This window comes from Mesorhizobium sp. ESP7-2, assembly GCF_020164715.1.
GTDB lineage: Bacteria > Pseudomonadota > Alphaproteobacteria > Rhizobiales > Rhizobiaceae > Mesorhizobium.
Genome location: NZ_JAIUGQ010000010.1, coordinates 1 through 26,679, shown reverse-complemented (window position 1 = coordinate 26,679; position 26,679 = coordinate 1). Strand labels below are relative to the sequence as shown.

The 26,679-nt window shown below is 63.6% G+C and carries 20 protein-coding genes and 1 pseudogene; 9 read left to right on the top strand and 12 right to left on the bottom strand.

Translation table 11 applies throughout. The features are described from left to right. Positions 1-13: 13 nt before the first annotated feature. The gene (locus tag LB543_RS12135) at positions 14-640 is read right to left on the bottom strand and encodes a DUF1062 domain-containing protein (RefSeq protein WP_224614263.1); all 627 of its coding nucleotides are present in this window, start codon (positions 638-640) and stop codon (positions 14-16) included. Between the two features lie 400 nt (positions 641-1,040). Between LB543_RS12135 and LB543_RS12130 the strand changes: the two genes are divergently transcribed. Then, positions 1,041-1,655: a LysE family translocator gene (locus tag LB543_RS12130; RefSeq protein ID WP_224614262.1), complete on the top strand. Its 615-nt coding sequence runs from the start codon at positions 1,041-1,043 to the stop codon at positions 1,653-1,655. 10 nt (positions 1,656-1,665) lie between these two features. Here the strand turns inward: LB543_RS12130 and LB543_RS12125 are convergent, their stop codons facing one another. From LB543_RS12125 to LB543_RS12115, 3 genes are all read right to left on the bottom strand, one after another. After that, a complete protein-coding gene (locus LB543_RS12125) occupies positions 1,666-1,992 on the bottom strand; it encodes a hypothetical protein (RefSeq protein ID WP_224614261.1) in 327 nt (108 codons plus the stop codon). 196 nt (positions 1,993-2,188) lie between these two features. Beyond that, positions 2,189-4,009, bottom strand: coding sequence for an aromatic amino acid ammonia-lyase (locus LB543_RS12120; RefSeq protein ID WP_224614260.1), 1,821 nt, complete (start codon positions 4,007-4,009; stop codon positions 2,189-2,191). A gap of 139 nt (positions 4,010-4,148) precedes the next feature. Beyond that, positions 4,149-4,712: a peroxidase-related enzyme gene (locus LB543_RS12115; protein ID WP_140811090.1), complete on the bottom strand. Its 564-nt coding sequence runs from the start codon at positions 4,710-4,712 to the stop codon at positions 4,149-4,151. Between the two features lie 135 nt (positions 4,713-4,847). Between LB543_RS12115 and LB543_RS12110 the strand changes: the two genes are divergently transcribed. Beyond that, the gene (locus LB543_RS12110; protein ID WP_224614259.1) at positions 4,848-9,635 is read left to right on the top strand and encodes an NAD-glutamate dehydrogenase; all 4,788 of its coding nucleotides are present in this window, start codon (positions 4,848-4,850) and stop codon (positions 9,633-9,635) included. A 282-nt stretch (positions 9,636-9,917) separates the two neighbouring features. Continuing rightward, on the top strand, positions 9,918-11,294 hold the full coding sequence (locus LB543_RS12105; protein ID WP_224614258.1) for an MFS transporter: 1,377 nt from the start codon (positions 9,918-9,920) through the stop codon (positions 11,292-11,294). Between the two features lie 43 nt (positions 11,295-11,337). Here LB543_RS12105 and purH read toward each other — a convergent pair whose 3' ends face one another. The 4 genes from purH to htpX all read right to left on the bottom strand — a co-directional run bounded on the left by purH (position 11,338) and on the right by htpX (position 17,319). Further along, positions 11,338-12,954 carry a bifunctional phosphoribosylaminoimidazolecarboxamide formyltransferase/IMP cyclohydrolase gene (gene purH / locus LB543_RS12100; protein ID WP_224614257.1) on the bottom strand — a complete coding sequence of 539 codons (1,617 nt, stop codon included), beginning with the start codon at positions 12,952-12,954 and terminating at the stop codon, positions 11,338-11,340. Positions 12,955-13,048: 94 nt separating this feature from the next. Next, positions 13,049-14,773 (bottom strand): heparinase II/III family protein, encoded by a 1,725-nt coding sequence (locus tag LB543_RS12095; protein WP_224614256.1) that lies wholly within the window; start codon positions 14,771-14,773, stop codon positions 13,049-13,051. A 138-nt stretch (positions 14,774-14,911) separates the two neighbouring features. Continuing rightward, on the bottom strand, positions 14,912-16,342 hold the full coding sequence (locus LB543_RS12090) for an RsmB/NOP family class I SAM-dependent RNA methyltransferase (RefSeq protein ID WP_263498684.1): 1,431 nt from the start codon (positions 16,340-16,342) through the stop codon (positions 14,912-14,914). Beyond that, positions 16,300-17,319, bottom strand: coding sequence for a zinc metalloprotease HtpX (gene htpX, locus LB543_RS12085; RefSeq protein WP_224614254.1), 1,020 nt, complete (start codon positions 17,317-17,319; stop codon positions 16,300-16,302). The genes LB543_RS12090 and htpX overlap by 43 nt, the downstream gene beginning before the upstream one ends. 105 nt (positions 17,320-17,424) lie before the next feature. Here htpX and LB543_RS12080 point away from each other — a divergent pair, with 105 nt between their 5' ends. Beyond that, the gene (locus LB543_RS12080; protein ID WP_140810630.1) at positions 17,425-17,646 is read left to right on the top strand and encodes a DUF1674 domain-containing protein; all 222 of its coding nucleotides are present in this window, start codon (positions 17,425-17,427) and stop codon (positions 17,644-17,646) included. 61 nt (positions 17,647-17,707) lie between these two features. Here the strand turns inward: LB543_RS12080 and LB543_RS12075 are convergent, their stop codons facing one another. Then, positions 17,708-18,172, bottom strand: coding sequence for a hypothetical protein (locus LB543_RS12075; RefSeq protein ID WP_224614253.1), 465 nt, complete (start codon positions 18,170-18,172; stop codon positions 17,708-17,710). Positions 18,173-18,181: 9 nt separating this feature from the next. Further along, positions 18,182-18,847 carry an HAD-IA family hydrolase gene (locus LB543_RS12070; RefSeq protein WP_224614252.1) on the bottom strand — a complete coding sequence of 222 codons (666 nt, stop codon included), beginning with the start codon at positions 18,845-18,847 and terminating at the stop codon, positions 18,182-18,184. Between the two features lie 165 nt (positions 18,848-19,012). Here LB543_RS12070 and LB543_RS12065 point away from each other — a divergent pair, with 165 nt between their 5' ends. The 4 genes and pseudogenes from LB543_RS12065 to LB543_RS12055 all read left to right on the top strand — a co-directional run bounded on the left by LB543_RS12065 (position 19,013) and on the right by LB543_RS12055 (position 23,245). Then, positions 19,013-19,882, top strand: coding sequence for a transglutaminase-like domain-containing protein (locus LB543_RS12065; protein WP_224614251.1), 870 nt, complete (start codon positions 19,013-19,015; stop codon positions 19,880-19,882). 266 nt (positions 19,883-20,148) lie between these two features. Further along, positions 20,149-20,388 (top strand): annotated as a pseudogene (locus LB543_RS34060) (hypothetical protein); the annotation flags it as partial. 207 nt (positions 20,389-20,595) lie between these two features. After that, a complete protein-coding gene (locus LB543_RS12060) occupies positions 20,596-21,612 on the top strand; it encodes a hypothetical protein (protein ID WP_318012964.1) in 1,017 nt (338 codons plus the stop codon). A 364-nt stretch (positions 21,613-21,976) separates the two neighbouring features. Continuing rightward, positions 21,977-23,245 (top strand): SAM-dependent methyltransferase, encoded by a 1,269-nt coding sequence (locus LB543_RS12055; protein WP_224591782.1) that lies wholly within the window; start codon positions 21,977-21,979, stop codon positions 23,243-23,245. 12 nt (positions 23,246-23,257) lie between these two features. Here LB543_RS12055 and LB543_RS12050 read toward each other — a convergent pair whose 3' ends face one another. Together LB543_RS12050 and acs are read right to left on the bottom strand one after the other, a co-directional pair. Beyond that, positions 23,258-24,004: an MOSC domain-containing protein gene (locus tag LB543_RS12050; RefSeq protein ID WP_224614249.1), complete on the bottom strand. Its 747-nt coding sequence runs from the start codon at positions 24,002-24,004 to the stop codon at positions 23,258-23,260. After that, positions 24,004-25,959 carry an acetate--CoA ligase gene (gene acs, locus LB543_RS12045; protein WP_224591775.1) on the bottom strand — a complete coding sequence of 652 codons (1,956 nt, stop codon included), beginning with the start codon at positions 25,957-25,959 and terminating at the stop codon, positions 24,004-24,006. The genes LB543_RS12050 and acs overlap by 1 nt, the downstream gene beginning before the upstream one ends. Before the next feature lie 304 nt (positions 25,960-26,263). Here acs and LB543_RS12040 point away from each other — a divergent pair, with 304 nt between their 5' ends. Continuing rightward, entirely contained in the window at positions 26,264-26,536 is a 273-nt protein-coding gene (locus LB543_RS12040; RefSeq protein ID WP_140810638.1) for an usg protein, read from the top strand. Positions 26,537-26,679 lie beyond the last annotated feature (143 nt).

The following is a 26,679-nucleotide window of genomic DNA, read 5'->3' as shown; positions in this document are numbered from 1 at the left end:
AGCCGCTGTCGCTTCATCCGCCGGCAGCCGAGATGATGGCCTGTCGATCGGATTCGCCGGCGAGATCGATGCGGATTGTCTCTCCCTCTCGGACCGGTTTGCGCAGGGCCTTTGCTCCACCCGGCACGACGGTCAGCAACCTCCGTTCGTCCAGCGCCTGAAGCCGCGACCGCGAGATGCCGAGTTCGTTGGTAAGCAGCCGGTCGAGCCTCAGCGATACCGGTATTTCCAGACCGAGCCGGAGTTCCAGCGCCGTCGCGTCTTCCTTCATCTCGCCGATCACCTGCTTGCGCACGGCGGCGTCAGGGAACTCTTCGACGCGTCCCACCTGGTTGCGCAGGGCAACGATATCGAAGGCATGGCTCCAGACCAGCTCCGGATCATTGCTTTCGAGCGCCGCCAACAGTGCCGGCGCGATATCGCGGCGGTTGCAGCGCTCGAAAATGCCGAAATTCCAGGAATTGTCGCAATCGACGCAACGATAGATCAGCCACACGTCGATGCGCTTGCCGTTGGCGTTGACGCGGAATTTCCCGCTGCAACGATAGGCCTTCACGAAGCCGCAGCGATTGCAGTTGATCAGTGGGCGCGGTGCGATTTCAGGCGCGATCGTCCAGTGGATGCGCAGGGCCGAAGACATGCCGGTAGGTCCTTCCCGTTGGGAAGTTCATCCGGTCGGCGATGTCGAGATGCCCATGCGGGCGCGGCGTGGCGGGTGGCTGCGGAGATTGTGAAGTCGGGTGTCGCTGGCGGAAAGCGCGCGACAGCGGTTCAGCAGTGCCAAACCGGTCTCGAACCGCCGCCCAGAGGAACACATGAAAAATGCAACAGGCACTGCGGATACGGCGCCATGCAGGTGTGTCGGGGGGAGTTGACGAGACCGGCGGTTACTGAGGCAAAGTGAAGCTCGAAATTGTTTCGCGGCGGCCCTTCTAGCGGCGTGACGCTGGACCGGCAAGCGTCTTTTCGTCGGCGCTACCGAAGCTCGACCGCTTGCGCTACTATCAGCCTTCAAAGGTTGTCAGACAGAGACCCTCGCCATGCACCTCACCTCGCTGCTGATCTTCGCCGCCGCTCTTTTCGTGGCTGCCGGTTCGCCCGGCCCATCGATCGCGGCGCTTGTCGCGCGCGTCATCTCGAAGGGGTTTCGGGATGTGTTTCCGTTCCTGCTTGCCATGTGGATCGGCGAAGGCATCTGGCTTTCGCTGGCCGTGTTTGGGCTCGCCGTGGTGGCGCAGACCTTCCATCTCGCTTTCGTCATCGTGAAATGGGTTGGCGTCGCCTATCTCGCCTACCTCGCCTGGAAGATGTGGACGGCGCCCGTCGACGCCAGGGAGGGCGAGATGCCGCGAGAAGATTCGGCCGGCAAGCTGTTCTTCGCCGGCATGGCCGTCACGCTCGGCAATCCCAAGATCATGATGTTCTACCTGGCGCTGTTGCCGACCATCATCGACCTGGCTTCGGTCAGCGTCGTCGGCTGGGTCGAACTGACGGCGACGATGGCGGTGGTGCTGATCGCCATCGATCTCACCTGGGTGCTCGCCGCCTCTCAGGCGCGCAAGCTGCTCAGGAGCAAGCGCGCCATGAAGATCGCCAACCGCGTCAGCGCCACGACGATGGCCGGTGCCGCGGCGGCCATCGCGGCGCGATCCTAAAGCAGCGGCGTCAGCCCATCATATTGATGATCGGCGCGATCTCGACGTTGCAGTTCGGGTCCATCAGGATCGGACACTCCCTGGCCTTGCTGGCCGCGTCATCGATGTCCTTCGCCTCGATGATCGAATAGCCCCCGGTCGGGTTGCTGCCGCCATTGTTCTCGACCTTGCCGCCAGGCAGCACGGTCTTCGACATGCCGACAGGATTGCCGCGCTCGACCACGGCCGAGCCGAGCTTTCCGAACCAACCTGTCCAGGCGTCGGTCATTGCTTTGCGGTCCGCCTCGTTCGCCGGCATCTTGCCCGAGCCATGATAGATGTAGAGAAACTTTGTCATGCTCACCTCCCTGATCAGCGGCATCGAACCGACATGCGGTCATGCCGCCCGCGGATCATCGGACCAAAATGACGAGCAGGCAATGAAAATGCGCGAGCGCTAATATTCGAGCTTCCGCGAGGGATGGCCATACGCCACCCAACCGCCTGAAGGATGGCGCGACGGTTCCTGGATACTTGCGTTGCGGCAAGCTTCATCACTTGGGCAGAACGCCGGCCATCGGAAGTGCCGCACTCTTCGGCGCCTGCGGCCCGCCGGAATAGAATTTCGAGGCCGGGTTCTCCTGCATGAAATCGTAGGCGACCATGCCGAGCGGCCGCTTTTGCCGTTCCGACGCCGCCTGGTGCCAGGGGATCACCTGGCGCAGCGCCTCGAGTGCCGCGGTTGGCGCCTCGCCGAATTTCCGCTGCGGGTTCTGCGCCTTGCGGATTTCCATCCAATAGCTTGCCGTCAACAGGTCCTGCGCCAGCAGATGGAACGACACGTCGACCGCCTCGCGGGCGCGCTGCGTCTTGATGCGGGTCTGCGCTTCCAGGTCCTCGACGGTGGCGACGATTGCTTGGCCATTCGGTGTCACCGGCGTGCCGAGGTCGGCCAGTTCCTGCCAGAGATCGGTCGGCAGATAGCCGTCGAAGGTCGGGATATCCTTACGATCTTCGGGCTTCAGCACATCGGCCGGTTTGATCACGGTGAAGAAGGAGTTGCGGAAACGCTCGATGCGCTGCGCAACCGCGACGCCGAGATTGGTGAGAGAGATGGTGAAAGCCTCGACCTGATTGGCCATGGGATAAGGATCCCAGTTGGCATTGGAGAAGATATAGCCGGACTTACCCTTACTCAGCGGCCCGCCCTTGATGTAATATTTCATGAATTGCGGCGTGCTCAGCTCCGGCGAACTCTGCGGCGTCAGGCCTGGCAGCACGGCCGGATTGTGATCCGACGAATTGATGGAGAGCAGCACGGATTGGCGCAGATCCGCCCAGGCCTGCCAGGCCGAGCCCTGGCGCTGGCTGGACGCGCGCATGCTTTCCGGGTCCTGGATGATACGGGCCGCATCGTCATCGAAGAGATAGCTGCCCTTGATCATGTCCATGATCCTCGCGGCATCCCATGTCAGCCACGGGTAAGGCCGCATGGATTGCACCGGCACCGATATCGGCGTGACGCTGGAGTTCATGCCGTTCAGTCCCATGGCGAAGCTGAGGTCGGTCCATTCCAGCAGTTTTCGCGCGTCCTCCAGCAAAAGCACCGCCTGTGCCTGTGCATAGGCATTGGTGCTGATCAGCGCGGCCTGGTCGGCGGCAAAAGGCTCGAGCGGCTTCAGGCCGGCCTGCGAAAGGGCCTGTGTGGCCGGCATGCGAACGCCGTCGAGATAGGCCTCGCCTTCGCCGACCATGGCCGCGCCGATATTGCCGAGTGTCGCGAGGTCGCCTTCGCCGAGCGTACCGCGCGATTGCACGACCGGCGTCACCCGCTTGTTCAGCATGTCGATCAGCATATGCGTCAGCTGCGGGCTGGCCGCTTCATACGACATGGTATTGGCGCGGATCGCCATGATCGCGCGCACCAGCGCCTCTTCCTGCAGCTCCGGCCCGTAGCCTCTGTTGACGCCGCCCTCGAAGCGGGCGAGCTGCTGCTCCTTCAGCAGCTTGGTGTTTTCCGGGGTGGTCGGATCGCCGGAGAAGATCACCGTTTCGCGCTGGTCGCCGGCGCCACGGTTGAACCAGTAGATCGTGACACCTTCGGCAGCTCCTTCCAGCAGCAGGCCATAGGCATCGGCCGAACGCTGCAGCGCCTCGGGGCTGAGCTCGACCTTGGCGCCGTTGCGGGCGATGTCGATGACCTGTTCGACGGTCAGGTCATGACCGGTCAGCGTTACAGTCTTTCCGGCGGCAGTTTCGAAAATGGGCTGGTAGGCGGTCGACGCCTCGAAGGCATGGGCGGGTGGAGCGGCGAGCGCCAGCGTCATGACCAGGGCGCAGACAAAAACCCTGGGTCTGATGATTCGATCAAGCATAAGGGCTCCCATTCTCGAAGCTTCTGGCTTCGGGCACCAAGTTCACCCCTCGGAATTTTGTTTCAAGGAAAACTAGCTGGCTGCATGCGCCTGTCAACGTTTGATGAAAACCAGGACCGATGGCGGAACGCGCGTGTCCCTATCGCGCCATGGCGTGGTATTCGTCGTTCGGCCGCATGTCGATCGCGGCCGCGACGCGGTTCGACATGTTGAAGAAGGCCGCAGTCGAGGCGATGTCCCAGATGTCGCGGTCGCTGAATCCGGCCTGGCGCAGGGCCGCACGATCGGCCTCGACGATCCTGGCCGGCGCTTCGGTCAGCTTGACGGCGAATTCGAGCATCGCCGTCTGCTTCGGGGAAAGGTCGGCGGCGCGGAAATTCATCACCATCATCTCGCCGAGCAAGGGATCGCCCGAGAGCTGGCGCACCGCCGCGCCATGCGCCGTCAGGCAATAATAGCAGTGGTTGATGGAGGAGACGGCGACCGCGATCATCTCGCGTTCCAGCTTCGATAGGCCGGATTCGCCCAGCATCAAATCATTGTACATGTCGGTGAAGGCGCGCAGCTTCTTGTCGTCGAAGGCATAGGCCCTGAGCACGTTGGGCACGAGGCCGAGCTTTTCCTCGCATTTGGCGAAATAGGCTTTTGTCGGCTCGCTCAGCTCACCCGAGGCCAGGTCAAGCGCGGTGATTTTGCCGGTCATGGATCATTTCTCCTCGTCGGGATGCCTTGCCGCCGAATTCCGATAATTCTTGGCAAGCCGTCAAACCTTTGTCGCCAAACAGCGGTCATCTGCTACCATAGTCGCAAAAGCATACGACGGGAGGGAAGAAGCGTCATGGCCAGCGTGAAGTCCGCAGTCAAGTCGAAGAAGAAGCAACCTGCGGCGAAGACCGAGGACAGACCGGCAAGGCTCGCCGACTACCTGCTCGCCCGCGCTCCGGCGGAGGATATCGCCTCCTATGACGTGGCCGACCTCGAGCGCGCCGCCGATCTCGCCGGCCGGGCGGTTGCCGGCCACAAAAAGGGTGAGTGCGTCGTCGCCGTCGAAGCCGATTCGGGCGTCGTTCGCGAAGGCCGCCCGGTGACCGTCATCACGGTCGTCAACGACAACATGCCGTTCCTGTTCGATTCCATCCTCGCCGAGGTCACCGAGACCGCAGGTGAACCGACCCTGGTCACCCATCCGGTGATCACGGTTCGCCATGGCAAGACGGGTGTCGACGAAATCCTCGGCGACGGCAATTTCGCCAGGGATGACGGCAGCCACGACCGGCTGAGCGTAATCCATGTGCACATTCCCCGGCTGACGCCGGAGCAGGCAACCGCCCTGACCGAGCGGCTGCGCAAGATGCTTGGCCAGGTCCACGCCGCGGTCAACGACTGGCGGCCGATGCTGGCCCGGCTCGATCAGGCCATCTCCGAGTTCCGCTATTCGGCGGTGCCGCTCGACAAGAAGAGCGTCGCCGAGGCCATCGCCTTTCTGGAGTGGCTGCGCGACGACAATTTCACCTTCCTCGGCATGCGTGAATTCAAGTACACCGGCGGCGAGGAAAGCGGCAATCTGGAGCGCTCCGAAAAACCCGGCCTCGGCATCCTGACCGACCCCGACGTGCTGGTGCTGAGGCGCGGTACCGAGGCGGTGACGACGACGCCGGAAATCCGTGCTTTCCTGCACGGACCGGAGCCGCTGATCGTCACCAAGGCCAATGCAAAGTCGCTGGTGCACCGGCGCATCTATCTCGACTACATCGGCGTCAAGACCTACACCGCCAAGGGCGCGTTGGCGGGCGAACTGCGCATCGTCGGCCTGTTCACCTCGACCGCCTACACGCGCTCGGTGATGAAGATCCCGTATCTCAGGTCCAAGGCCGAAACCATCATCGCCAAGTCGGGCTTCGACCGGCACGACCACTCCGGCAAGGCGCTGATCAACGTGCTGGAAAGCTATCCGCGCGACGAGCTGTTCCAGGTGCCGGTGCCGATCCTGCGCAAGCATGCCGCTGCCATTCTCGGCCTGGTCGAGCGGCCGCGCGTGCGGGCGCTGGTGCGCGCCGACCAGTTCGACCGTTTCGTCTCGATCCTCGTCTTCGTCCCGCGCGATCGCTACGACAGCGTCGTGCGCGAGAAGATCGCCACCTATCTGAAAACCGTGTTCGAGGGCCGGCTGTCGGCCTACTACCCGGCCTTCCCCGAAGGCGGGCTGGCGCGCGTGCACTTCATCATCGGCCGCTCCGGCGGCAAGACGCCGAAGGTCGAGCAGGCGACGATCGAGGCGGCGATCCGCGACATCGTGCGCACCTGGGAAGATGCGCTTGCCGATGCGGCCGAAGCCAGCGGCAGCGACCCGGCGTTGAAAGCGATCGCCGCGCGGCTACCGGAGAGCTACCGGGACACGTTCAGCGCGGCGGTGGCGCTGGCCGATGCCGGACGTATCGCCAAGATCAGCGCCGGCAATCCGATCGCCATCGACTACTATCGCCATGCCGACCAGAAGACGCACCAGGCGGCGCTGAAGATCTATCACCATGGCAGCCCGGTGGCATTGTCGCGGCGCGTTCCGGTGCTGGAGAACATCGGCTTCCGTGTCATCAGCGAGCGCACCTTCGAGGTCGGCGACGACCAGTCGGGCCTGGTCTTCATCCACGACATGGAACTGGAGAACAGCTACGGCAAGCCGATCGACCTCGCCGATGGCGGGGCGCTGTTCGAGGACGCATTCCTGTCGGTGTGGCGCGGCGACGTCGACAATGACGGCTATAACGGCCTCGCCCAGACCGCCGGCCTGTGGTCGGGCGAGATCACCATCCTGCGCGCCTATGGCCGCTATTTGCAGCAGGTCGGCATTCCGCAAAGCCAGGATTTCATCGCCGCGGCGCTCAACCGCTATCCCGAGATCGCGCGCGGCCTGCATGACCTGTTCATAGCGCGGCTCGGCCCGACGGCGGAAACGGAAGGCGCGGTGGCGGCCAAGCACCTCAAGGCCAAGATCAAGGATGCGCTGGAAGATGTGCCCAACATCGACGACGATACCATCATCCGCCGTTATCTCAATCTGATCGAAGCCTCGCTGCGCACCAATCATTTCGTTGCCGATACGAAAGAGAAAGGCCAATCGCTGGCGATCAAGCTCGAGTCGCGGGCGGTCGAGGGATTGCCGGCGCCGCGGCCATGGCGGGAAATCTTCGTCTACGGCTCCGAGGTCGAAGGCCTGCATCTGCGCTTCGGTCCGGTGGCGCGTGGCGGCCTGCGCTGGTCGGACCGCGCACAGGACTATCGCACCGAGGTGCTCGGCCTGGTCAAGGCACAGCAGGTCAAGAACGCCGTCATCGTGCCGGTTGGCGCCAAGGGCGGCTTCTATCCCAAGAAGCTGCCGATGAGCGCCGGACGCGACGCCATCTTCGAGGCCGGCACGTCTGCCTACAAGAACTTCGTCTCCAGCCTGCTGTCGATCACCGACAATATCGGGCTGGACGGCGTCATTCCGCCGGCAGGCGTGGTGCGCCGCGACCAGGACGATCCTTATTTCGTCGTCGCCGCCGATAAGGGCACGGCGACCTTCTCCGACACCGCCAACGCCATCTCGGAGAAGCACGGCTTCTGGCTCGACGATGCCTTCGCCAGCGGTGGTTCGGCCGGCTACGACCACAAGAAGATGGGCATCACCGCCAAGGGTGCGTGGGAAGCGGTCAAGCGGCATTTCCGCGAGATGAACCGTGACATCCAGACCTCGCCTTTCTCCGTTGTCGGTGTCGGCGACATGTCGGGTGACGTGTTCGGCAACGGCATGCTGTTGTCGCCGAAGACCCGGCTGATCGCCGCTTTCGACCACCGCGACATCTTCATCGATCCCGATCCCGACATGGCGGCCTCGATGGCCGAGCGCGAGCGCATGTTCGCGTTGCCGCGTTCGAGCTGGCAGGACTATGACAAGAGCAAGCTGTCGGAAGGTGGCGTCATCGTCTCGCGCAGCCAGAAGTCGATCACCTTGCCGGCTGCCGCCGCGGCGGCGATCGGCCTCGCCAAGACGACCGCCACGCCGGTCGAGATCATGACCGCCATCCTCAAGGCGCCGGTCGACTTGCTTTGGTTCGGCGGCATCGGCACGTATCTCAGGGCGTCGACCGAAACCAATGCCGAGGTCGGCGACCGCGCCAACGATGCCGTCCGCATCACCGCGCTCGACGTGCGCGCCAAGGTGATCGGCGAAGGCGCCAATCTCGGTGTGACGCAGCGGGCGCGCATCGAGTTTGGCATGAATGGCGGCCGCTGCAATTCCGACGCCATCGACAATTCGGGCGGCGTCAACTGCTCCGACGTCGAGGTCAACATCAAGATCGCGCTGGCGTCCGCCATGCGCAAGGGATCTCTGACGCGCCCAGCACGCAACAAGCTGCTGGCCGAGATGACCGACGAGGTCGGCGGCCTGGTGCTGTCCAACAACTACCAGCAGACGCTGGCGCTTTCGATCGCCCGCAAGCGCGGCCTCGCCGACATCGCGCATCAAAGCCGCTTCATGACGGCGCTGGAGGCACGTGGCCTGCTCGATCGCGGGGTCGAGACGCTGCCGTCGCCGGCAGCCCTTGCCGAACGCGAGGCGCGCGGCGAGCCGCTAACCCGGGCCGAGCTCGGCGTGCTGCTCGCCTATGCCAAGATCGTGCTGTTTTCCGATATCGTCGCCAGCGACGTGCCGGACGATGCGCATTTCGACCGCGACCTGATGGGTTATTTCCCGGACCGGATGGCGAAGAAATACGCCTCCGAGATCCACGGCCACCGGCTGCGCCGCGAGATCATCGCCCGTGTCGTCGCCAACGATCTGGTCAATCGCGGCGGCCCGTCCTTCGTCAATCGGCTGCAGGAAGCCACGGGGCGCACCGCGGCCGATGTGGTGCGCACCTTCGCCGTGGTGCGCGACGGCTTTGCGCTGCCGGCGCTCTATCGCGAGATCGACGCGCTCGACAACCAGATAGACGGCCAGGTGCAACTCGATCTCTATCAGATGGTGAGCCGGCTCATCTATATGAGCAGCGGCTGGTATCTGAAGAACGATGCCGGCACGGCACCGCTCGGGCAGCGCATCGCCGAACTGCAGGATGCGCGCAAGGCGCTGGAGCCCAAGCTGGCGTCGCTGCTGCCGGCCTTTTCGCGCGAGCGGATCGAGGAGAAGCGGCACGGGCTGTTCAAGGCGGGCGCCCCGGAGACGCTGGCCGAGCAACTGGCGATGAGCGAGGCGGCGGAGCTCATCCCCGACATCGCGCTGACGGCGCGCACCGCCGGTGCCGACATCGTGGCGGCCGCCAGGGCGTTCTTCGCCGCCAGCGATGCCTTCCGCATCCCGCGCGTCGAGGATGCGGCGCGCTCGATCACGCCTTCGGACTATTATGACCAGCTCGCTTTGTCCCGCGCCACCGATACGATCGGCGCGGCGCGGCGCGGCATCGCGGTCGCCGCACTCACCAGCCATGCCAAGGCAGCCGATCCGGTGGCGGCCTGGCTGGAAGCCGGCGGCGAGCGGGTGGCGCGCATCCGCGATCGGCTGCAGGCGCTGACCGAAGGCGGCGACATCACCGTGTCGCGGCTGTCGGTGGCGTCGGGGCTGATGAGCGATCTGACGGGGATGTGAGGCGGGTCATCTCAAAGATTGGCGCTGCCCCTCAACCGGCTGCCGCCACCTTCTTCCCGTATAGTGACGGGGAGAAGGGAACTGGCCGCAAAGCAGGCGCCAATTCTGTAACGTCGACAATTCGCGAAATCCCCCGCCAAAGCGTCTTTCTCCTCGTCCTGCACGGGGAGAAATGTCCGGCAGGACAATGAGGGGCGGCGCGACGCTTGTCATTTGCATGAGTATCGGAAAACGTGCAGACATGCCGCCGACACGGGCGGAGCGGGTGCCGGGGGAGTCATTATGGCGGTAGAGACAATGCAGCGGGCGTCCGGGCGCGGCATCTGGGGGTGGATGTTCTTCGACTGGGCGGCGCAGCCGTTCTTCACGGTCGTCACCACCTTCATTTTCGGCCCTTATTTCGTTTCGCGCATGGCGGGCGACCCAACCACCGGCCAGGCCGTCTGGGGCTATGGCATCGCCGCCGCCGGGCTGGTCATCGCCGTACTGTCGCCGATCCTCGGTTCGATCGCCGACCAGACCGGACCGCGCAAGCCATGGATCGCCTTCTTCGCGGCGATCAAGGTCACCAGCCTTACCTTGCTCTGGTTCGCCGCGCCAGGTTCCAACCTGTTCCTGATAGTGGCGCTGTTCTCGCTGGCGTCGGTGGCGGCGGAATTCTCCACCGTCTTCAACGATTCCATGATGCCGCGCCTGGTGCCGAAGAGCGAGATCGGCCGCATCTCCAACATGGCCTGGGGCCTCGGTTATCTCGGCGGCATGATCGCACTGATCTTCGTCGTCACTTGCCTCGCCGGCTCGCCGGAGACCGGCAAGACGATCATCGGCATCACCCCGCTGTTCGGTCTTGACCCGCAGTTGGGCGAGGATGCCCGCGCCACCGGGCCGCTGTCGGCCGGCTGGTATTTCCTGTTCATCCTGCCGATGTTCTTCTTCACGCCCGACGCCATCAAGGGCATCCCGATCGGGCCGGCGGTGCGCGAAGGCCTGTCGGAGCTGAAATCGACGCTGGCCGAGGTGCGCAAGCGTGGCGGCATCTTCCGCTTCCTCGTCGCCCGCATGATCTACCAGGATGGCGTCAATGCGCTGCTGGCGCTGGGCGGCACGTTCGCAGCGGGCATGTTCCAATGGTCGATCACCGAGATCGGCATGTTCGGCATCATCCTCAACATCGTCGCCATCTTCGGCTGCTGGATCGCGGCGCGGCTCGACACCGCGCTCGGCTCCAAGGCGGTGGTGATGATTTCGCTGGTCATGCTGTCCGTCGCCACCATCGGCGTCATCTCGACCGGGCCCGGCTTCACGCTGCTCGGCCTGATCCAGCTTTCCACCACCGATTCCGGCGGCCTGTTCGGCACGGCAGCTGAGAAGGCCTACATCATGTATGGCTTGCTGATCGGCCTGGCTTTCGGGCCGGTGCAGGCCTCGTCACGCTCCTACATGGCGCGCAGCGTGACCGCCGTCGAATCCGGCCGCTATTTCGGCATCTATGCGCTGGCCGGGCGGGCAACCAGTTTCCTGGCGCCGTTCATGGTGGCGACGATCACCGCCACCAGCGGCTCGGCCCGGCTTGGCATGGCGGCCATCATCCTATTCCTGGCGGTCGGCATGGCGATCCTGGTTCGCACACCCTATCCGGCGGATCGGCCGGTTGAGTAGCAGCGCCGCTTCCTTCTTCCACAAGAGGAGAAGGAAGTCGCGCTCAATGCCGAAAATGGCGCACGCCTGTGAACACCATGGCGATGCCGTGTTCGTCGGCGGCGGCGATGACGTCGTCGTCGCGCATCGAGCCGCCCGGCTGGATCACGGCGGTGGCACCGGCCTCGATGGCCGACAGCAGGCCGTCGGCGAAGGGGAAGAAGGCGTCCGAAGCGACGACCGAGCCCTTGGTCAACGGCTCCGCCATGCCCGCCGTCTCCGCCGCGTCGACGGCCTTGCGCGCGGCGATGCGTGAGGAATCGACCCGGCTCATCTGGCCGGCGCCGATGCCGACGGTGGCGCCGTCCTTGGCATAGACGATGGCGTTCGACTTGACGTGCTTGGCGACGCGGAAGGCGAATTTGAGGTCGGCCATTTCGGCTGGCGTCGGCGCGCGCTTCGTCACCACCTTCAGCTCGAGGTCGTCGACCACGGCATTGTCGCGGCCCTGGACGAGCAAGCCGCCGGAAACCGACTTGACGGTCGTGCCTGCCGTGCGCGGGTCGGGCAGGCCGCTGGTGATCAGCAGGCGCAAATTCTTCTTGGCAGCTATGATTGCCGTGGCCTCGTCGGTGGCGTCGGGAGCGATGATCACCTCGGTGAAGGTTTTCACGATCTCCTCGGCCGCCTCGGCGTCGAGGGTGCGGTTCAAGGCGACGATGCCGCCGAAGGCCGAGACCGGGTCGCAGGCGAGCGCTTTGGCGTAGGCCGCTTTCAACGACGTACCTTCGGCGACGCCACATGGATTGGCGTGCTTGATGATGGCGACGGCGGCCGAGCGGTTCGGATCGAACTCGCCGGCCAGCTCGAAGGCGGCATCTGTATCGTTGATGTTGTTGTAGGATAGCTGCTTGCCCTGCAGCTGCCGCGCCGTGGCGACGCCCGGCCGCTTGTCGCCATTGACGTAGAAGCCGGCATCCTGATGCGGGTTCTCGCCATAGCGCATGACCTCGGCCAGCCTGCCGCCAAAGGCGCGCCAGGTCGGATGCTCGATCTCCAGCGCCTCGGCGAACCAGCCCGAGATCGCCGCATCGTAGGTGGCGGTGCGGGCGAAGGCCTTGGCCGCCAGCTTCTTGCGGAAATCCAGCGACAGCGAGCCGATGTTCATCTCCAGCGCGTTCAACACCGCGGCGTAGTCGCCGGGATCGGTGACGATGGCGACATAGGCATGGTTCTTGGCCGAGGCGCGGATCATCGCCGGGCCGCCAATGTCGATATTCTCGACGATCGCCGCGTAGTCGGCGCCGGAGCGGCGGACCTCCTCGAACGGATAAAGATTGGAGACGACGAGATCGATCGGCTGAATGCCATATTTGCGCATCGCCAATGCATGGTCGGGATCATCGCGCACGCCAAGCAGCGCGCCATGCACGGATGGGTGCAGCGTCTTGACGCGGCCGTCCATGATCTCGGGAAAGCCGGTGAGCTCGGAGACGTCGCGCACCGCCATGCCGGCTTCGGCGATCGCTTTTGCCGTGCCGCCGGTGGAGACGAGCTCGACGCCGGCCGCGGCCAGTGCCCTGGCGAAATCGATCAACCCGGTCTTGTCGAAGACGGAGAGCAAGGCACGGCGAACCGGAACGAGGTCGGGGGCTGGGATGTTCTTGGCAGGAACGGCCATGGGCTGGCGGCCTTTCACGGCTGGAGGGGCAAGCCCGCGCCGTAGCATATGGCATCAGGAAATCAAGCGGCAAGGTCGGCGCTGGAAGCCAGGGTCAGTTGTTTTCGGGATAACCGACGATCTTTGTCCGCGTCAGCTGCCACTGGACTTCGGCAATTTCGGACGCCTTGAAGGCGAGCACGATCTGGCGGCTGCGGCGCGGACCGCCCAGACCGGCGAAATAGATCGATTCCTCAACTTCGGGCGTCACTTCGCCCGAGGTGAACACCCAGGTATCGGCCTGATCGGCGGTCAGTACCAGCCGTTCCTGTTCGTCCTGCAGCAGATTGATGTCAGGATGGACGTGAAAGCGCACGGTGATGAAATCGCGGCCGCTGTTGCGGATCGCTGCGTTGCCGGGCCGCTGGAACCGGTCCCGACCCGCCAGCACATTGCCGTCCGCGGAGAGTTTCAGCTCACGCTCATGCAGGAAGCCGAAACGCTGGAGATAGCCGTCATGACGGGCGATGAAGCCGTGGATGCCCTTCTGGTCGATGCGCTTGCACTGCACTTGCTGCGGGCCGCCGATCAACGGTGAACCCAACTGGTCGTTGACCCGCAGCGCGTGGGTGAAACGCGCCGAAGACGTGTCGTTGATGGTGGCTGTCGAATGCGCGGCGGTGGCGCGAGCCAGCGGCCGGAACTCGGCGGCGCCGTAGGTGTCGATGCCGGCATTGACGATATAGTGCTGGCGTCCCGACGAGAGTTCGAAGGCGAGGCAGCCGGCATGCGCTGCATTGGAGACGTCGACCGGCGGCGGCGGGCCGGTATCGGCGATGACGGTGGTGCCGCCGATCGCCAGCCGCTCATAGCCCGAATGCGGCGCATGCAGCAGCGGCGAGCCGGCGGTGTCGTCATGGCGCAGGATGGTGGCGATGCGGTCATGGATTGTGGCGCCCATGCCGTTGAAACGGGCGAGGCTGCCATCCTGATGGCGGAAGAAGCGCAGCGCCGGCAGCATGCGGTCGATGGCGCCGATCAGCGCCTGCGGCGGCGCTTCGGCCTGGTTGGCATAGGTCTGGCGCAGCGGCAGGAGGTCGGCGAGGATTTCCAGCACCACCATTGGATTGCGCGAGATATGGCCGCCGTCGGCAAGGATCTGGCGATTGAGTTCCTCTGCGAGGTTGCGGGTAGCGCGGCGCAACGCCGAGGCCGGCGCCGGCAGGGACAGTGCCGCGAAGGCCAGCGCGATGCGGGCGCGCAGCCGGTCCTTGCCGTCGGGCATTTCGCGCGCCATCGACCTGAGATAACGGATCTGCATGGCCAGCGATTTCAGGAAAGCACGGTAGAAGGGGAACTCGGCGCCCTGCAGCACGACGGAAGAATGCTGCAACCAGGCGATGATGCGTTTGGCCGTCGTGCCTGGTTCCCAGGCAATGCCCGAAATATGGTTGCCATGCATGGCGATCCAGTCAGAGACGAGCGCGCGGGCATTTGCTGCGGCGAGCTCCGTGCCGGCGGCACGCATATGGCGCAGCCAGCGAAAGCCATGCAGCGTCTTCTGCCAACCATGATTGGGGACATTGATCTGGAAAGGGGATTTGCCACCAGTCTCGACCAGATGGCCAGACAGTGGATAACGGCCGTAATAGATCTCGAGCGCGATCTGTGGATCGGCGAGGCGCAGGTCCGGCGGCGCGATCAGGACGCGTTCGGGTGTACGTCCGGAATAGCGCCAACGATAGATCGGGCCGGCACGCAGGCGCCGGCGCGTCTTGCGCCAGAGCTCCTTCGCGACCAGCGTCCACAGACGCGTCGTGTTGCTGGCAGCCAGTGCCAAAACCCCTCCTGGTCGTCCTTACCCAAGCACAAGCTTATATGATTCAAGAACTTATGCGAAGGCGAATTCCATAGGACGGCGCCGGGTCCCCTGCTCTTGGACCGGGTGCATCCAAAAAAAATCTGCAAATCCCAGTGGTTAAGCCGGGGTTCGACGCATGCGTGCGGCGAAGAAACCGTCCAGTCCCGAACGCTCCGGGGCGCCGAGGTCGAGATCGGCGGGTGTGGTGCGCAACGTGCCTTGCGGCGTTAGGAACGAATCGATGCCGGCGATCTCGCCTTGCCGCAGCGGATCGTCAATGACCGTAGCCGTGTCCTCGAGAAAGGAACGATGCAGTTCCTCGCCTTCGAGCGGGTCGAGCGAACAATTGGAAAAGACGATCCTGCCGCCGGGCCTGACCAGCATAACGGCGCGGGCGAGCAGCCTGCGTTGCAGGTCTGCGAGCTTTTCGACGTCCGCCGCCGTCTTGGTCCATGGCACGTCGGGATGCCGGCGCACCGTACCGGTCGAGGAACATGGCGCGTCGAGCAGCACGGCGTCGAACAATTCGCTGGGCTCGAATTTGAGCAGGTCGGCCTGGACGATGTCGGCCGACAGGCCAAGACGGCCAAGATTCTGCGCCAGCCGCGCCAGGCGGTTCTTCGAGGTGTCTACCGCTGTGACCCTGGCGCCAGCGAGAATGAGCTGTGCGGTCTTGCCGCCGGGCGCTGCACAAAGATCGGCGACGCGCAGGCCGGTGACATCGCCGAACAGCCGGGCGGGAAGGCTGGCGGCGGCATCCTGGACCCACCATGCGCCCTCCGCGAAGCCAGGCAATTCGGTGACGGCGCCGGCAAGCTTCTCCACCCGAGCCGTTCCCGTGGGCAGGACGATCCCGCCGAGCTTTTCGGCCCAGAGTTCGGCATCGGCCTTGACCGAGAAATCGACCGGCGCCTCGTGGCGATGGGCGGCCAGGATCTGCCGGGCCTTCTCGGCGCCATAGGCGGCCTTCAGCCGGTCGGAAAACCATTTTGGCGCTTCGTCGGTGGCGGCAAGCGCGGCCGGAAGCTCGGCTTCCTTGGCTCGCGCCAGCGTGCGCAGCACGCCGTTGACCAGGCCGGAAAAACGCTGCGTGCGGGGATCGGACTTGGCGTGGGTCACGGCGAGGTCGACCGCGGCGCTGTCGGGGATGTCGAGGAACAGGATCTGCGCCGCCGCCACATGCAATATGTGCGACAAGGCGGTCGCGTTGGGCGGCAGCGGCTTTTCCAGGCGCCGCGCCAGCAGTCCCGCTATGGTCATGCGGTAGCGCAGCGCGGTGACCAGTATGGCGCGCACCAGGCCGCGGTCGCGCAAATCGAGCGCCCTGTATTGCGGATGGCCGTTCTCGTGGTCGGTCAGGCCGTCAAGCGGCGTGCGTGCATCGATCACGGCGGCCAGCAGCCGCGCCGCCGCCTTGCGCGCGGCAAGGCCGGCAACGAACTCGCCGCCGGCATCGTGGTCCTGATCGCCTGAAACCGTGCGCCGAGGTGCTCTGCCCGCCACGCTCACGACCACCGGCCTTTGGGCCCGGTCGGGTTGCGACCCCATGGATTGGGCTTCGGGCTGGCCGGTTCGGCCGTCTGTTCCGGTTCGGCCGGCTTGCCCCACGGTCCGGCCGATTGCGGCTCGTCCGCCTGCGGTGGTGTCGGTGCCTGGCGCTGCGTGGCCCGCGATGCACCGTCGCCCATTTGCCGCGCCATCGCCTGCAGGGCGGCGATGCGGTTGTCGGTGCTCGGATGGGTGGAGAACAGACTGTCCATGCGCTCGCCATGCAGGGGGTTGATGATGAAGAGATGCGCCATCGCGGGATTGCGCTCGGCATCGGGGTTGGGGATGCGTTCGGCCCCGCGGGCGATCTTGTCAAGCGCGGAGGCCAGCCACAGCGGGTGTCCACAGATTTCGGCGCCACGCCGGTCAGCCTCATATTCGCGGGTGCGGCTGACCGCCATCTGCACGATCATGGCCGCGAAGGGCGCCACGATCATCGCCGCCAGCACGCCGACAAAGCCGAACGGGCTGTTGTCGCGGTTGCCGCCGAGGAAAAAGGCGAAATTGCCGAGCATCGAGATGGCACCGGCAAAGGTGGCGACGATGGTCATGGTCAGCGTGTCGCGGTGCTGGACGTGGGCGAGCTCATGCGCCATTACGGCGGCGACCTCTTCATGGGTCAGCCGCTGCAGCAGGCCGGTGGAGGCGGCGACCGCCGCGTTCTGCGGGTTGCGGCCGGTGGCGAAGGCATTCGGCTGCGGATTGTCGATCAGATAGGTTTTCGGCATCGGCAGGCCGGCCTGCTTGGCCAGTGCCTGGACGATGGCGTAATATTCGGGCGCGTTCTTCTCGTCGACCTCGACGGCGTGGTTCATCGACAGCACCATCTTGTCGGCGTTCCAATAGCTGAACAAATTGGTGCCGGCGGCGATCACCAACGCGATCATCATGCCGCCTGAACCGCCGATCAAAAAGCCGACGCCCATGAACAGCGCAGTCATGGTGGCGAGAAGCATGGCGGTGCGAATGGTGTTCATCGTCTGCTCCTGTCCGGATGGCGGTGAAAAAGGGTCGATCCTCGTGAGGCCATCGCTATATGATGGGAAACACCTGCTCCTGTTTCAATCCGCTCGAGATATCGCATGAACGACGAAACCAGTAAAACGCCGGCCGGCCCCGATGACGGCACGGCGCCAAAAGAGCTGACGCCCGCCGCCCGCCGCGCGCTGCAGGAAGCAGAGGCAAGGCGGCAAGATTATGCCCGGAAGGAAGCCGCGCTGCCCCGCGAGATCGGCGGCCGTGGCGGCAAGGAACCCGGCCGCTATGGCGACTGGGAAGTGAAGGGCCTGACAAGCGACTTTTAGAACGCTTCAGGTTTCTTGAAGCCAACCCTCCTTTAACAGTCTTCCAGCCGCTTGTTTGCCGTTACTCTGTGGGGCGGTCTGGCGCGTTCTTGACCGGGAACAGTTGCAATACACGCCGGCAGCCAGCGAGAGTCACGACCAGACAGCTTTGGTCAACCGTAAAGACAAAATGATGTGACTGGAAAAGGTGATCGGGCGTGATATCGACGATGACCTCGATCTGCCCCAATAAGCCGCAGGTTACCTTCGCACGGAGCGCGGGCTCGATGCACTTTAGCTCAGCGCTCCCACGTAAGTCCCGGTAAAGCGTCGCCAGTTGGTCGTGAAAAACTCCAAGTTCGTCGCTGCGGACATATGGTCCCTGTACTTCAATCCGGGCTCCGGAGGCATCCACGCGTGCCAGGATGTTAATCCAGTTGCCGTCCCAATAATCGTCGCTGTCTGGGAACTCACGCGACATGGCCCAAAGTGAAAGACCGGCTAGTAGGATGTCCGGTTCGTCAGCTCTAGGAGGCCGTTTATCCATATCGGTTCTTCAAGCAGCGTTGCGCTGCGGCTCGAGCGCAACCCAGCCGCGTTCGTCGACGGTGATGTCGATCTCATCATAACCGGCGATCGCGGCATGCTGTGTTGCCAGGGGATGCTGGTGCGTGGCATTGATCACCATGACCGACGCGCCCGCCGCCTCCGCCGCCGCAATGCCGGCCGGGGCATCCTCGAACACCAGACAATCGCGTGCGTCGAAGCCAAGCCGTCTTGCGCCGAGCTGGAAGCAATCGGGCGCCGGCTTACCGCGGGAAACGTCCTCCGCCGCGACGAGGACGGCAGGGACAGGAATGCCGGCGACCTTCATGCGCGCAAGCGCCAACGAGCGCGGCGCCGAGGTTACGATCGCCCAGCGTTCCGGCGGCAGCGCGTTGAGAAATGACACGGCGCCGGCGATCTGGAGGATGCCATCGAGATCGTCGGCCTCGGCCTTCAGCAGCAAATCCGCTTCGTGTCTCGGGTCGACGCCCGGGAGCGCCAGGGCGGTGATGGTCTCGATCGCCCGAACGCCGTGGATCGTCGGCAGGAAGGCCGCGACGTCGAGGCCGTGGCGCCGCGCCCAATCGCTCCAGACCCGCTCCGCCGAGGCGATGGAATTGATGAGCGTGCCGTCCATGTCGAAGAGGAAGGCGGCGAATTTTCTGCCAGCAAACATGATTTTCCTTGAAGTCCGGGGGAGGGTGTCGAGGGAGGACGCAACCGTAACGCCAAGGCGCCGGCATGGAAAGGCGCGCGAGCGCATTTGATCCAGGGAACCACCGTCACCTTGCAACGTTTGAAACCGTACAATTCCCATCACGCGAACCAGGGGACGACGCCCATGCTGATACGCCTCGGCTACGAGATCGCCATTGAATGCGCCGAGGCAACTCCGGTGATTTCGCTGCTCGAGATTCACAAGGACAGGCAGGGCGACATCAAGCGGCAGACACGTGTGCTCATCTCGCCATCGGTGCCGACCAGGCGCTATCACGACCTGCATGGCAATGCCTGCCGCCGTTTTACCGCGCCCGCCGGCGGCTTTCGCATCCTCTACGACGCGGTCGTCGAGGACAGTGGCGAGACGGACGAGGTCAACACGCTGGCCCGGGAAATGCCGGTCGCCGAGTTGCCCGACGAAGTGCTCTTCTATCTCCTGGGTAGCCGTTATTGCGAGACAGATCATCTGAGCGATCTCGCCTGGCAGCTTTTCGGCCATCTTCCGTCCGGCTGGGCGCGGGTGCAGGCAATCGTCGACTATGTCCACAACCGCCTGTCCTTCGGCTATGGCTATGCGCGTTCGACCCGCACCGCCGCACAGGCGCACGAGGAACGCGTCGGAGTGTGCCGCGACTTCGCCCATCTGGCGATCACGCTTTGCCGTTGCATGAACATTCCGGCCCGCTACGTGAACGGCTATCTCGGCGACATCGGCGTCCCGGCCGATCCGGCGCCGATGGATTTTTCGGCCTGGATGGAAGCGTTCCTCGACGGCAAGTGGTACACGTTCGACCCGCGCCACAACCGGCCCAGGATCGGCCGCGTCGTCATCGCGCGCGGGCGCGACGCCATCGACGTTCCCTTGCTGCACAGTTTCGGCCCGCACCGGCTCACCCTGTTCAAGGTATGGACCTACGAACAGCAAGGCAGGCTGTTCAATCCACCCCACCGCGGCATCGACAGGACGGTCAGCGCACAGATGCTGGCCTAGCTATGTTGATATTCAGGTGAGGCCGGCCTGACCTGAATATCAACACACCTGGGCAGGTTTCTGCCTCGGCATGCCTCGCAATCCTGGGACAGTTGCTCCCGCTTCGGCACAGAAGGCCTGTGCCGCAACAGGACGTCGCCAAGGCTTCGGCAATTGCCTCGTGTCGAGCATGGTAAGCGCCTGGTAAACGCGGCGACGATCGTGCTTTTTCGTTTACCAGCCGTTCACCTTCACGAAGGACGAAAGCAAGAAAAAACAACAGCTTGATGTCTGGCCGAGGATGTCCCGGCGTGAGGCGATGTCATCCGGCTGGAATCCTGCATTGCCCTGTTCGCGGCGACGAGGCCGAGGCAAGCGGAGGCTGTTGGATGCGGAATTACGGGGGTCTTGTTCACGCGGTCGGCGGGTTCGCCAGAGATCGCGGTGGAAATTTCGCGGTCCTGTTCGGCTTTGCTGCCTCGGTCTTGGCGCTGGTCGCGGGCTTTTCGGTCAATGTCGCGCAGCTCTACAATGCCAGATCGAGCCTGCAGGGCGTGGTCGATGCGGCGGTGACATCGACGGCGCGTGACCTGACCACCGGCGCCACCAAGGAAGCCGACGCCGACAAATCCGTGCAGGCCTTTCTCGACGCCAACGCTACCGCCGGAATTCTGCAGGCCGGCCAAGTCATCCTTGACCGGCTGATCGTCGACAAGATCGCAAAAACGGTCCAGGTGGACGCCCATGTCGATGTTGCCCTGTTCTTCCCGATTTTCGGCACGGACGATGCGAGGCGGGTCACTGCTTCGACAACATCGCTTTATTCGGACAAGACCATCGAAGTGGCGATGATGCTCGATGTAACCGGATCGATGGCCGGTCAGAAAATTAAGGACCTGAAAACCGCCGCCGCCAATGCGGTGGACAGCTTTCTGGGCAGTCAGGACCCGAACAAGCCGCGCGTTCGCCTCTCCATCGTGCCCTACGCCAATTCGGTCAATACCGGCCAACTTGCGGCCAGTAGCGTCTATGTGGAAGCCAATGCCAGTCAGCGCAAGCAGGCGCCCGGCAATGCGAGCGCTCAATCTGCTTCGGCGTCCCCGCGCCCGGACAATTGCGCCACCGAACGCAAAGGGGCCGATCAATATTCGGACGCGGGTCCTGTCTCCAGCATGGTCAACCGCGACTATCTGTTGTCGAGCTTTGCCGCAAACACAAACACAGCGGCTTGCCCGGCCGCCGCGCTCGTCCCTTTGACGGCTGACGTCGCCACGCTCAAGAATGTCATCAAGAATCTTGTCGCCTCGGGAGGCACCGCCGGCCACATCGGCGTTCAATGGACCTGGTATATGCTGTCGGAAAGCTGGGGCAGCGTGCTCAATGCCTCTCAGCGGCCAGCCAAACTCGATCCCAAGAAAGTTGGCAAGTACGCGATCCTTATGACGGACGGCGAATTCAACCTGTCCTATTTCGACGCGACCAGCGTTGGCGGGGTCTATAACGATGCCGGCAAGGAAACGACCCGCACGGCCGCGACAAAACTCTGCTCCGCCATGCGCGACAAAGGCATAGAGATCTTCACGATCGGCTTCAAACTCGATGAGACGAATGCCGCTTCGACGCTCCAGAATTGTGCCAGCCCCGATACCGGTTCGATCAAGCACTTTTACCAGGCCGCCGACGGCGCCGAATTGGATTCGGCCTTTCAGACAATCGCCCGCAACATCGAAACCCTTGCTTTGACGAAGTAGGACCCGGCCCAAAAAGGAAAAGGCCGCCGCTTCTTTCGAAGCCGGCGGCCTTCCGTGTTTCCGTCCATGGCGCGGCTCAATGGCGGTGACGTTCACGTCACCCGCCGCGCATCTCGCGCCTTAACGGGAAGACTGCTTCCCGAAAGTGCAATCCGCTGAGGCCACGTTCTGGAAAACGAAATCACTCGACATCGGATCACCTCCTTTCGATTTGTTGAACACGCCCTCATGATGGGGTGCGTTGCAGCAAATGACAAGTGCCATGCTGAAAAAGGCATCCTTGCCCGAAGATGGCGCCGCATGCTTTGGCTTGCGATCCAGGTCTCAAACGGACAAGATCGAGCCATCGACCGCGGGGAAGGGCATGGACGCCACCGAAAGAGCTGCGCGCATCGTTCGAACGGTAGTCGAGGCGGTGAAGCCCGGCTTCGCGGTCAGGCTGTGGACCGGCGAGCGGATCGGCCCCGCCACCGGCCCTGTGCTGGTCATCAACGACCACGACATTGTCTGGCAGATCGTTCGCCGACCCTCCCTGTCGACCCTCATCGAGATGTGGATTTCCAAGGCAGTCGACATCGAGGATGGATCGCTGTTCGATTTCTACGCCCTGCCTTCAACGGGCAAGCTGCGCTCGAAGCTGAAGGCATTGCCGAAACGGGCGCTTCTGCGTGACTTGCCGGCGGTGCTGTTTTCGAGAAAGCAGATGGCGTCGCGGGTCGATCTCGCTGGTCGCAACCCGTTCGTCAGCGGCTCGAGCAAGGAGGCGATCCAGCATCACTATGATATCTCGAATGCCTTCTACCGGCTCTTTCTCGACGAGCGCATGGTCTATAGCTGCGGGTATTTCCAGGATTTCGCAAACGGCATCGACGAGGCGCAGGTCGACAAGCTCGACCATATCTGCCGCAAGCTTCGGCTGAAACCCGGTGAAAGATTGCTCGACATCGGCTGCGGCTGGGGCGCGATGCTGATCCACGCCGCGAAAAATTACGGTGTCGTCGGACACGGCGTCTCGCTGTCGCAAGCCCAGACCTCACTAGCCCGCGAGCGCATTCGCGCCGAGGGTCTGGAGGACAGGATCACCATCGAGATAAAGTCCTACGCAGAGCTCACCGGCACCTTCGACAAGATATCGTCCATCGGTATGTTCGAGCATCTGGGCCTGGCAAACCATGTCGCCTACTTCTCCGCTGTCCATCGGCTGCTGAAACCGGGCGGCATCTATCTGCATCACGCCATCACGAGGCGCAGCAAAGGCGACATCAAGAAGACCCTGCGCAAGGGGCCGGAATACAAGGCGCTGATCAAATACATCTTCCCGGGTGGCGAGCTCGACACGATCGGCATGACGCTAGGCAATCTCGAAGCACACGGCTTCCTCGTCTACGATGTCGAGAATTTGCGCGAGCACTATGCCCGCACCTGCAGGCTTTGGGCCGAGCGTCTGCAGGCGCGGTTCGGCGAGGCGATCGCCGAGGTCGGCGAAGCCAAGGCGCGGCTGTGGCTGCTTTACCTGAGCGGCTGCTCCATCACCTTCGAACGCGCCTCGGCGCAGATTTTCCAGACCGTCGCCACCAAACGCGCGCGAGGCCCGAGCGGCCTGCCACCGACGCGGGCGGACCTTTATCGATAGGCTTGGATCGGGTCAGACGAACCGCATCAGCGCGCCGATCTCGACACGGCCGGGCTGGTCGACGGTGCAATAGACCCCGAGATTGTGGGCGTTGTGGCGGACCAGATTGCGCAGGATCCCTGGATCATTGTCGAAACCGTCCTGAGCAATGATAGTGAAGCCGCAGCGGCGGCACGGCTCGGAGATGGTCAGGACGAGGTCGCCGATGGCGAGCTTGCGGCCGATCCATTCCGTTTCGGGAAACGAGCCGTCGACCGGAGCCATGTCGACGACGATGTTGGGGCGGAAGCGGCGGGGATCGGCGGCACCTTGCGGATGCAGCGCCTTCAGCCGCGACAGGGATGCCGTGGTCAGGAGATGGACCGGCGCCTTGCGGTAGCGTTCCGCGGTCAGCGGACCGGCATAGCCTGCCGCATTCTCCCTGCGGAACGGCCGGATCGAGGCGCCGAAGCCGAGATAGGCCGACACGGCGCGGTCGCATTCGGCGCCGGGTGCGGCGAGCCAGTCGCCATCGGGGATGGCGATTTCCAATTCGCCGCTACGGCTCAACCGGGTCCGGATGCGCGGCACCTTGTACCACTTGGCGTCACGGTCGGGCCGGGCGATTTCATTGTCCGAGATATCGACGAGGCCGAACATACGGTCGCCCTGGATGCTGTCGGTGCCGACCAGGATGGCGTCCTGGCGCTCGCCGGCGAGCGAACTCGCCGGATAGCGCCACAACTGGGTGACGGTGCCCAATGCCGCGTGCTGCCGCATCAGCCCTTCTTGTTCTGCCGGTTGGCTATGAGGTCATCGACCACGGCCGGATCGGCAAGCGTCGAGGTGTCGCCGAGCGCGGAAAAATCGTCCTCGGCGATCTTGCGCAGGATGCGGCGCATGATCTTGCCCGAACGTGTCTTGGGCAGGCCGGGCGCGAACTGGATCTTGTCGGGCGTGGCGATGGCGCCGATCTCCTTGCGGACGTGGGCGACGAGCTCCTTGCGCAGCTCTTCGGTGGCCTCCATGCCCCTCATCAAGGTCACGTAGCTGTAGATGCCCTGGCCCTTGATGTCATGGGGATAGCCGACGACGGCGGCTTCCGAGACCTTCTCATGGCTGACCAGCGCCGATTCGACCTCGGCCGTGCCCATGCGATGGCCGGAAACGTTGATGACGTCGTCCACACGGCCGGTGATCCAGTAGTATCCGTCGGCGTCGCGGCGGCACCCGTCGCCGGTGAAGTATTTGCCCTTGTAGGTCGAAAAATAGGTCTGCACGAAGCGATCGTGATCGCCATAGACGGTGCGCATCTGGCCGGGCCAGGAATCGGTGATGCAGAGATTGCCGTCGGCGGCCCCTTCGAGCACCTTACCTTCGCCGTCGACCAACTGCGGCTTGATGCCGAAGAAGGGCCGCGTCGCCGAGCCTGGCTTGAGGTCGGTGGCGCCCGGCAGCGGCGTGATCAGGATGCCGCCGGTCTCGGTCTGCCACCAGGTGTCGACGATCGGCACCTTGCCGTTGCCGACGACGTTGAAATACCACTCCCAGGCTTCCGGATTGATCGGCTCGCCGACCGAGCCCAGCACGCGCAATGACTTGCGCGAGGTCTTCTTCACCGGGTCGTCGCCGGCGCCCATCAGCGCGCGCAACGCCGTCGGCGCGGTGTAGAAGATGTTGACCTTGTGCTTGTCGATGACTTCCCAGAAGCGCGACTGCGAGGGATAGTTCGGCACGCCCTCGAACATCAACGTGGTGGCGCCGTTGGCGAGCGGTCCGTAGACGATGTAGCTGTGTCCGGTCACCCAGCCGACATCGGCCGTGCACCAGTAGATGTCGCCGTCATGGTAGTCGAAGACATATTGGTGCGTCATCGAGGCATAGACGAGATAGCCGGCGGTGGTGTGCAGCACGCCCTTCGGCTGGCCGGTCGAGCCCGACGTGTAGAGGATGAACAGCGGATCCTCCGCCTTCATCTTCTCCGGCTTGCACTCAGGCCTGACCGTTGCGACTTCGTCGTGATACCAGACATCGCGCCCCGGCGCCCAGCCGATCTTGCCGCCCGTGCGGCGCACTACCACGACGGTCTTGACCTTGACATGGTGCTTGGCGGCAACCTCGATCGCCTTGTCGGTGTTGTCCTTGAGAGGAATGGGCTTGCCGCCGCGCAGACCCTCATCCGATGTGATGACGAAGGTCGATTCGCAGTCGACGATGCGGCCGGCCAGCGCATCGGGCGAAAAGCCGCCGAAGACGACCGAATGGATGGCGCCGATACGCGTGCAGGCCAACATCGCGTAGGCCGCCTCCGGAATCATCGGCATGTAGATGGTGACGCGGTCGCCTTTCTTGACGCCGTGCTTCTTCATCACATTGGCGAGCCGGCAGACATGCTCGTAGAGCTCGTTATAGGTGACTTTCCTGTCGTCGTAGGGGTTGTCGCCTTCCCAGATGATGGCGGTCTGGTCGCCGCGCTTCTTCAGGTGGCGGTCGATGCAATTGTACGAGACATTGGTCTGGCCGTCTTCGAACCACTTGATCGAGACCTTGCCGTCGAAGGAGGTGTTCTTGACCTTGGAAAAGGGCTTGAACCAGTCGATGCGCTTGCCGTGCTTGCCCCAGAACTTGTCCGGGTTCTTCACACTGTCGGCGTACCATTTGAGGTAGGTGTCATTGTCGATCAGGGCGTTCTTCTTCCACGCCGGCTGGACGCGATGGACATGAACCTCGGACATTTCTGGCTTTCCTCCCGAACCCAATCCGCCGGCTTGAAACGCCCGCGTGATCGCGGCGACGCAGCCGCGAATTCGGCGGCATTATTACCAGTTCCGCCGCGACGGCAACATTAGACGTTGGATTCGCGCGGCGGGATGCCGCAGGGGTGCTTTTCGAGACTGTCAGCACTCGACGCGGTTCGCTGCTAACTGCATGTTTTTGTGGGAAAAGTTCGTTTTGCGATCAAGAAAAATCAATAGACAGTTAAGTAACGGCGCGCACAATTGGTGCTTGGGGGATGGAGAATCAACCTTGGGGACCGCAATGCGCGACCATCTTGAAATGGACCTGATGCTCAAAGGCTACGGGCTGACCACGGCCAAGATTCTTTATCATTTCCCCGACCACCCGCATCTCCTGCAGAGCTTCGTCTGGCAGGACTACGACATCGCTCCGAAGTTTCCGGTGCTGGTCAGGTTCATCGAATTCTGGAAGGCCAAGCTCGACGGGCCGCTGCATTCGGTGGTCTATACGCACCAGAAGCTGATCGCGCCGAACGAGTGGCGCAAAGTCGATGGGGAATTCGTGCTGCATTGAACGATGGTAACGCGATGATGGCTGTTGAGGTCGGCACCCTACGGCGCCCCCCTCTGTCCTGCCGGACATCTCCCCCTCTTGGGGGGAGATGGGATGCCGCGATGGCTTTCGCCAATCTCGAACGTTGACGGAGCGGCGGCATC

Bases quoted from the DNA above. Each gene is read 5' to 3' on its own strand.
- LB543_RS12135 (WP_224614263.1), bottom strand. From the start codon at position 640: ATGTCTTCGGCCCTGCGCATCCACTGGACGATCGCGCCTGAAATCGCA.
- LB543_RS12130 (WP_224614262.1), top strand. From the start codon at position 1,041: ATGCACCTCACCTCGCTGCTGATCTTCGCCGCCGCTCTTTTCGTGGCT.
- LB543_RS12125 (WP_224614261.1), bottom strand. From the start codon at position 1,992: ATGACAAAGTTTCTCTACATCTATCATGGCTCGGGCAAGATGCCGGCG.
- LB543_RS12120 (WP_224614260.1), bottom strand. From the start codon at position 4,009: ATGCTTGATCGAATCATCAGACCCAGGGTTTTTGTCTGCGCCCTGGTC.
- LB543_RS12115 (WP_140811090.1), bottom strand. From the start codon at position 4,712: ATGACCGGCAAAATCACCGCGCTTGACCTGGCCTCGGGTGAGCTGAGC.
- LB543_RS12110 (WP_224614259.1), top strand. From the start codon at position 4,848: ATGGCCAGCGTGAAGTCCGCAGTCAAGTCGAAGAAGAAGCAACCTGCG.
- LB543_RS12105 (WP_224614258.1), top strand. From the start codon at position 9,918: ATGGCGGTAGAGACAATGCAGCGGGCGTCCGGGCGCGGCATCTGGGGG.
- purH (WP_224614257.1), bottom strand. From the start codon at position 12,954: ATGGCCGTTCCTGCCAAGAACATCCCAGCCCCCGACCTCGTTCCGGTT.
- LB543_RS12090 (WP_263498684.1), bottom strand. From the start codon at position 16,342: ATGGGGTCGCAACCCGACCGGGCCCAAAGGCCGGTGGTCGTGAGCGTG.
- htpX (WP_224614254.1), bottom strand. From the start codon at position 17,319: ATGAACACCATTCGCACCGCCATGCTTCTCGCCACCATGACTGCGCTG.
- LB543_RS12080 (WP_140810630.1), top strand. From the start codon at position 17,425: ATGAACGACGAAACCAGTAAAACGCCGGCCGGCCCCGATGACGGCACG.
- LB543_RS12075 (WP_224614253.1), bottom strand. From the start codon at position 18,172: ATGGATAAACGGCCTCCTAGAGCTGACGAACCGGACATCCTACTAGCC.
- LB543_RS12070 (WP_224614252.1), bottom strand. From the start codon at position 18,847: ATGTTTGCTGGCAGAAAATTCGCCGCCTTCCTCTTCGACATGGACGGC.
- LB543_RS12065 (WP_224614251.1), top strand. From the start codon at position 19,013: ATGCTGATACGCCTCGGCTACGAGATCGCCATTGAATGCGCCGAGGCA.
- LB543_RS12055 (WP_224591782.1), top strand. From the start codon at position 21,977: ATGGACGCCACCGAAAGAGCTGCGCGCATCGTTCGAACGGTAGTCGAG.
- LB543_RS12050 (WP_224614249.1), bottom strand. From the start codon at position 24,004: ATGCGGCAGCACGCGGCATTGGGCACCGTCACCCAGTTGTGGCGCTAT.
- acs (WP_224591775.1), bottom strand. From the start codon at position 25,959: ATGTCCGAGGTTCATGTCCATCGCGTCCAGCCGGCGTGGAAGAAGAAC.
- LB543_RS12040 (WP_140810638.1), top strand. From the start codon at position 26,264: ATGCGCGACCATCTTGAAATGGACCTGATGCTCAAAGGCTACGGGCTG.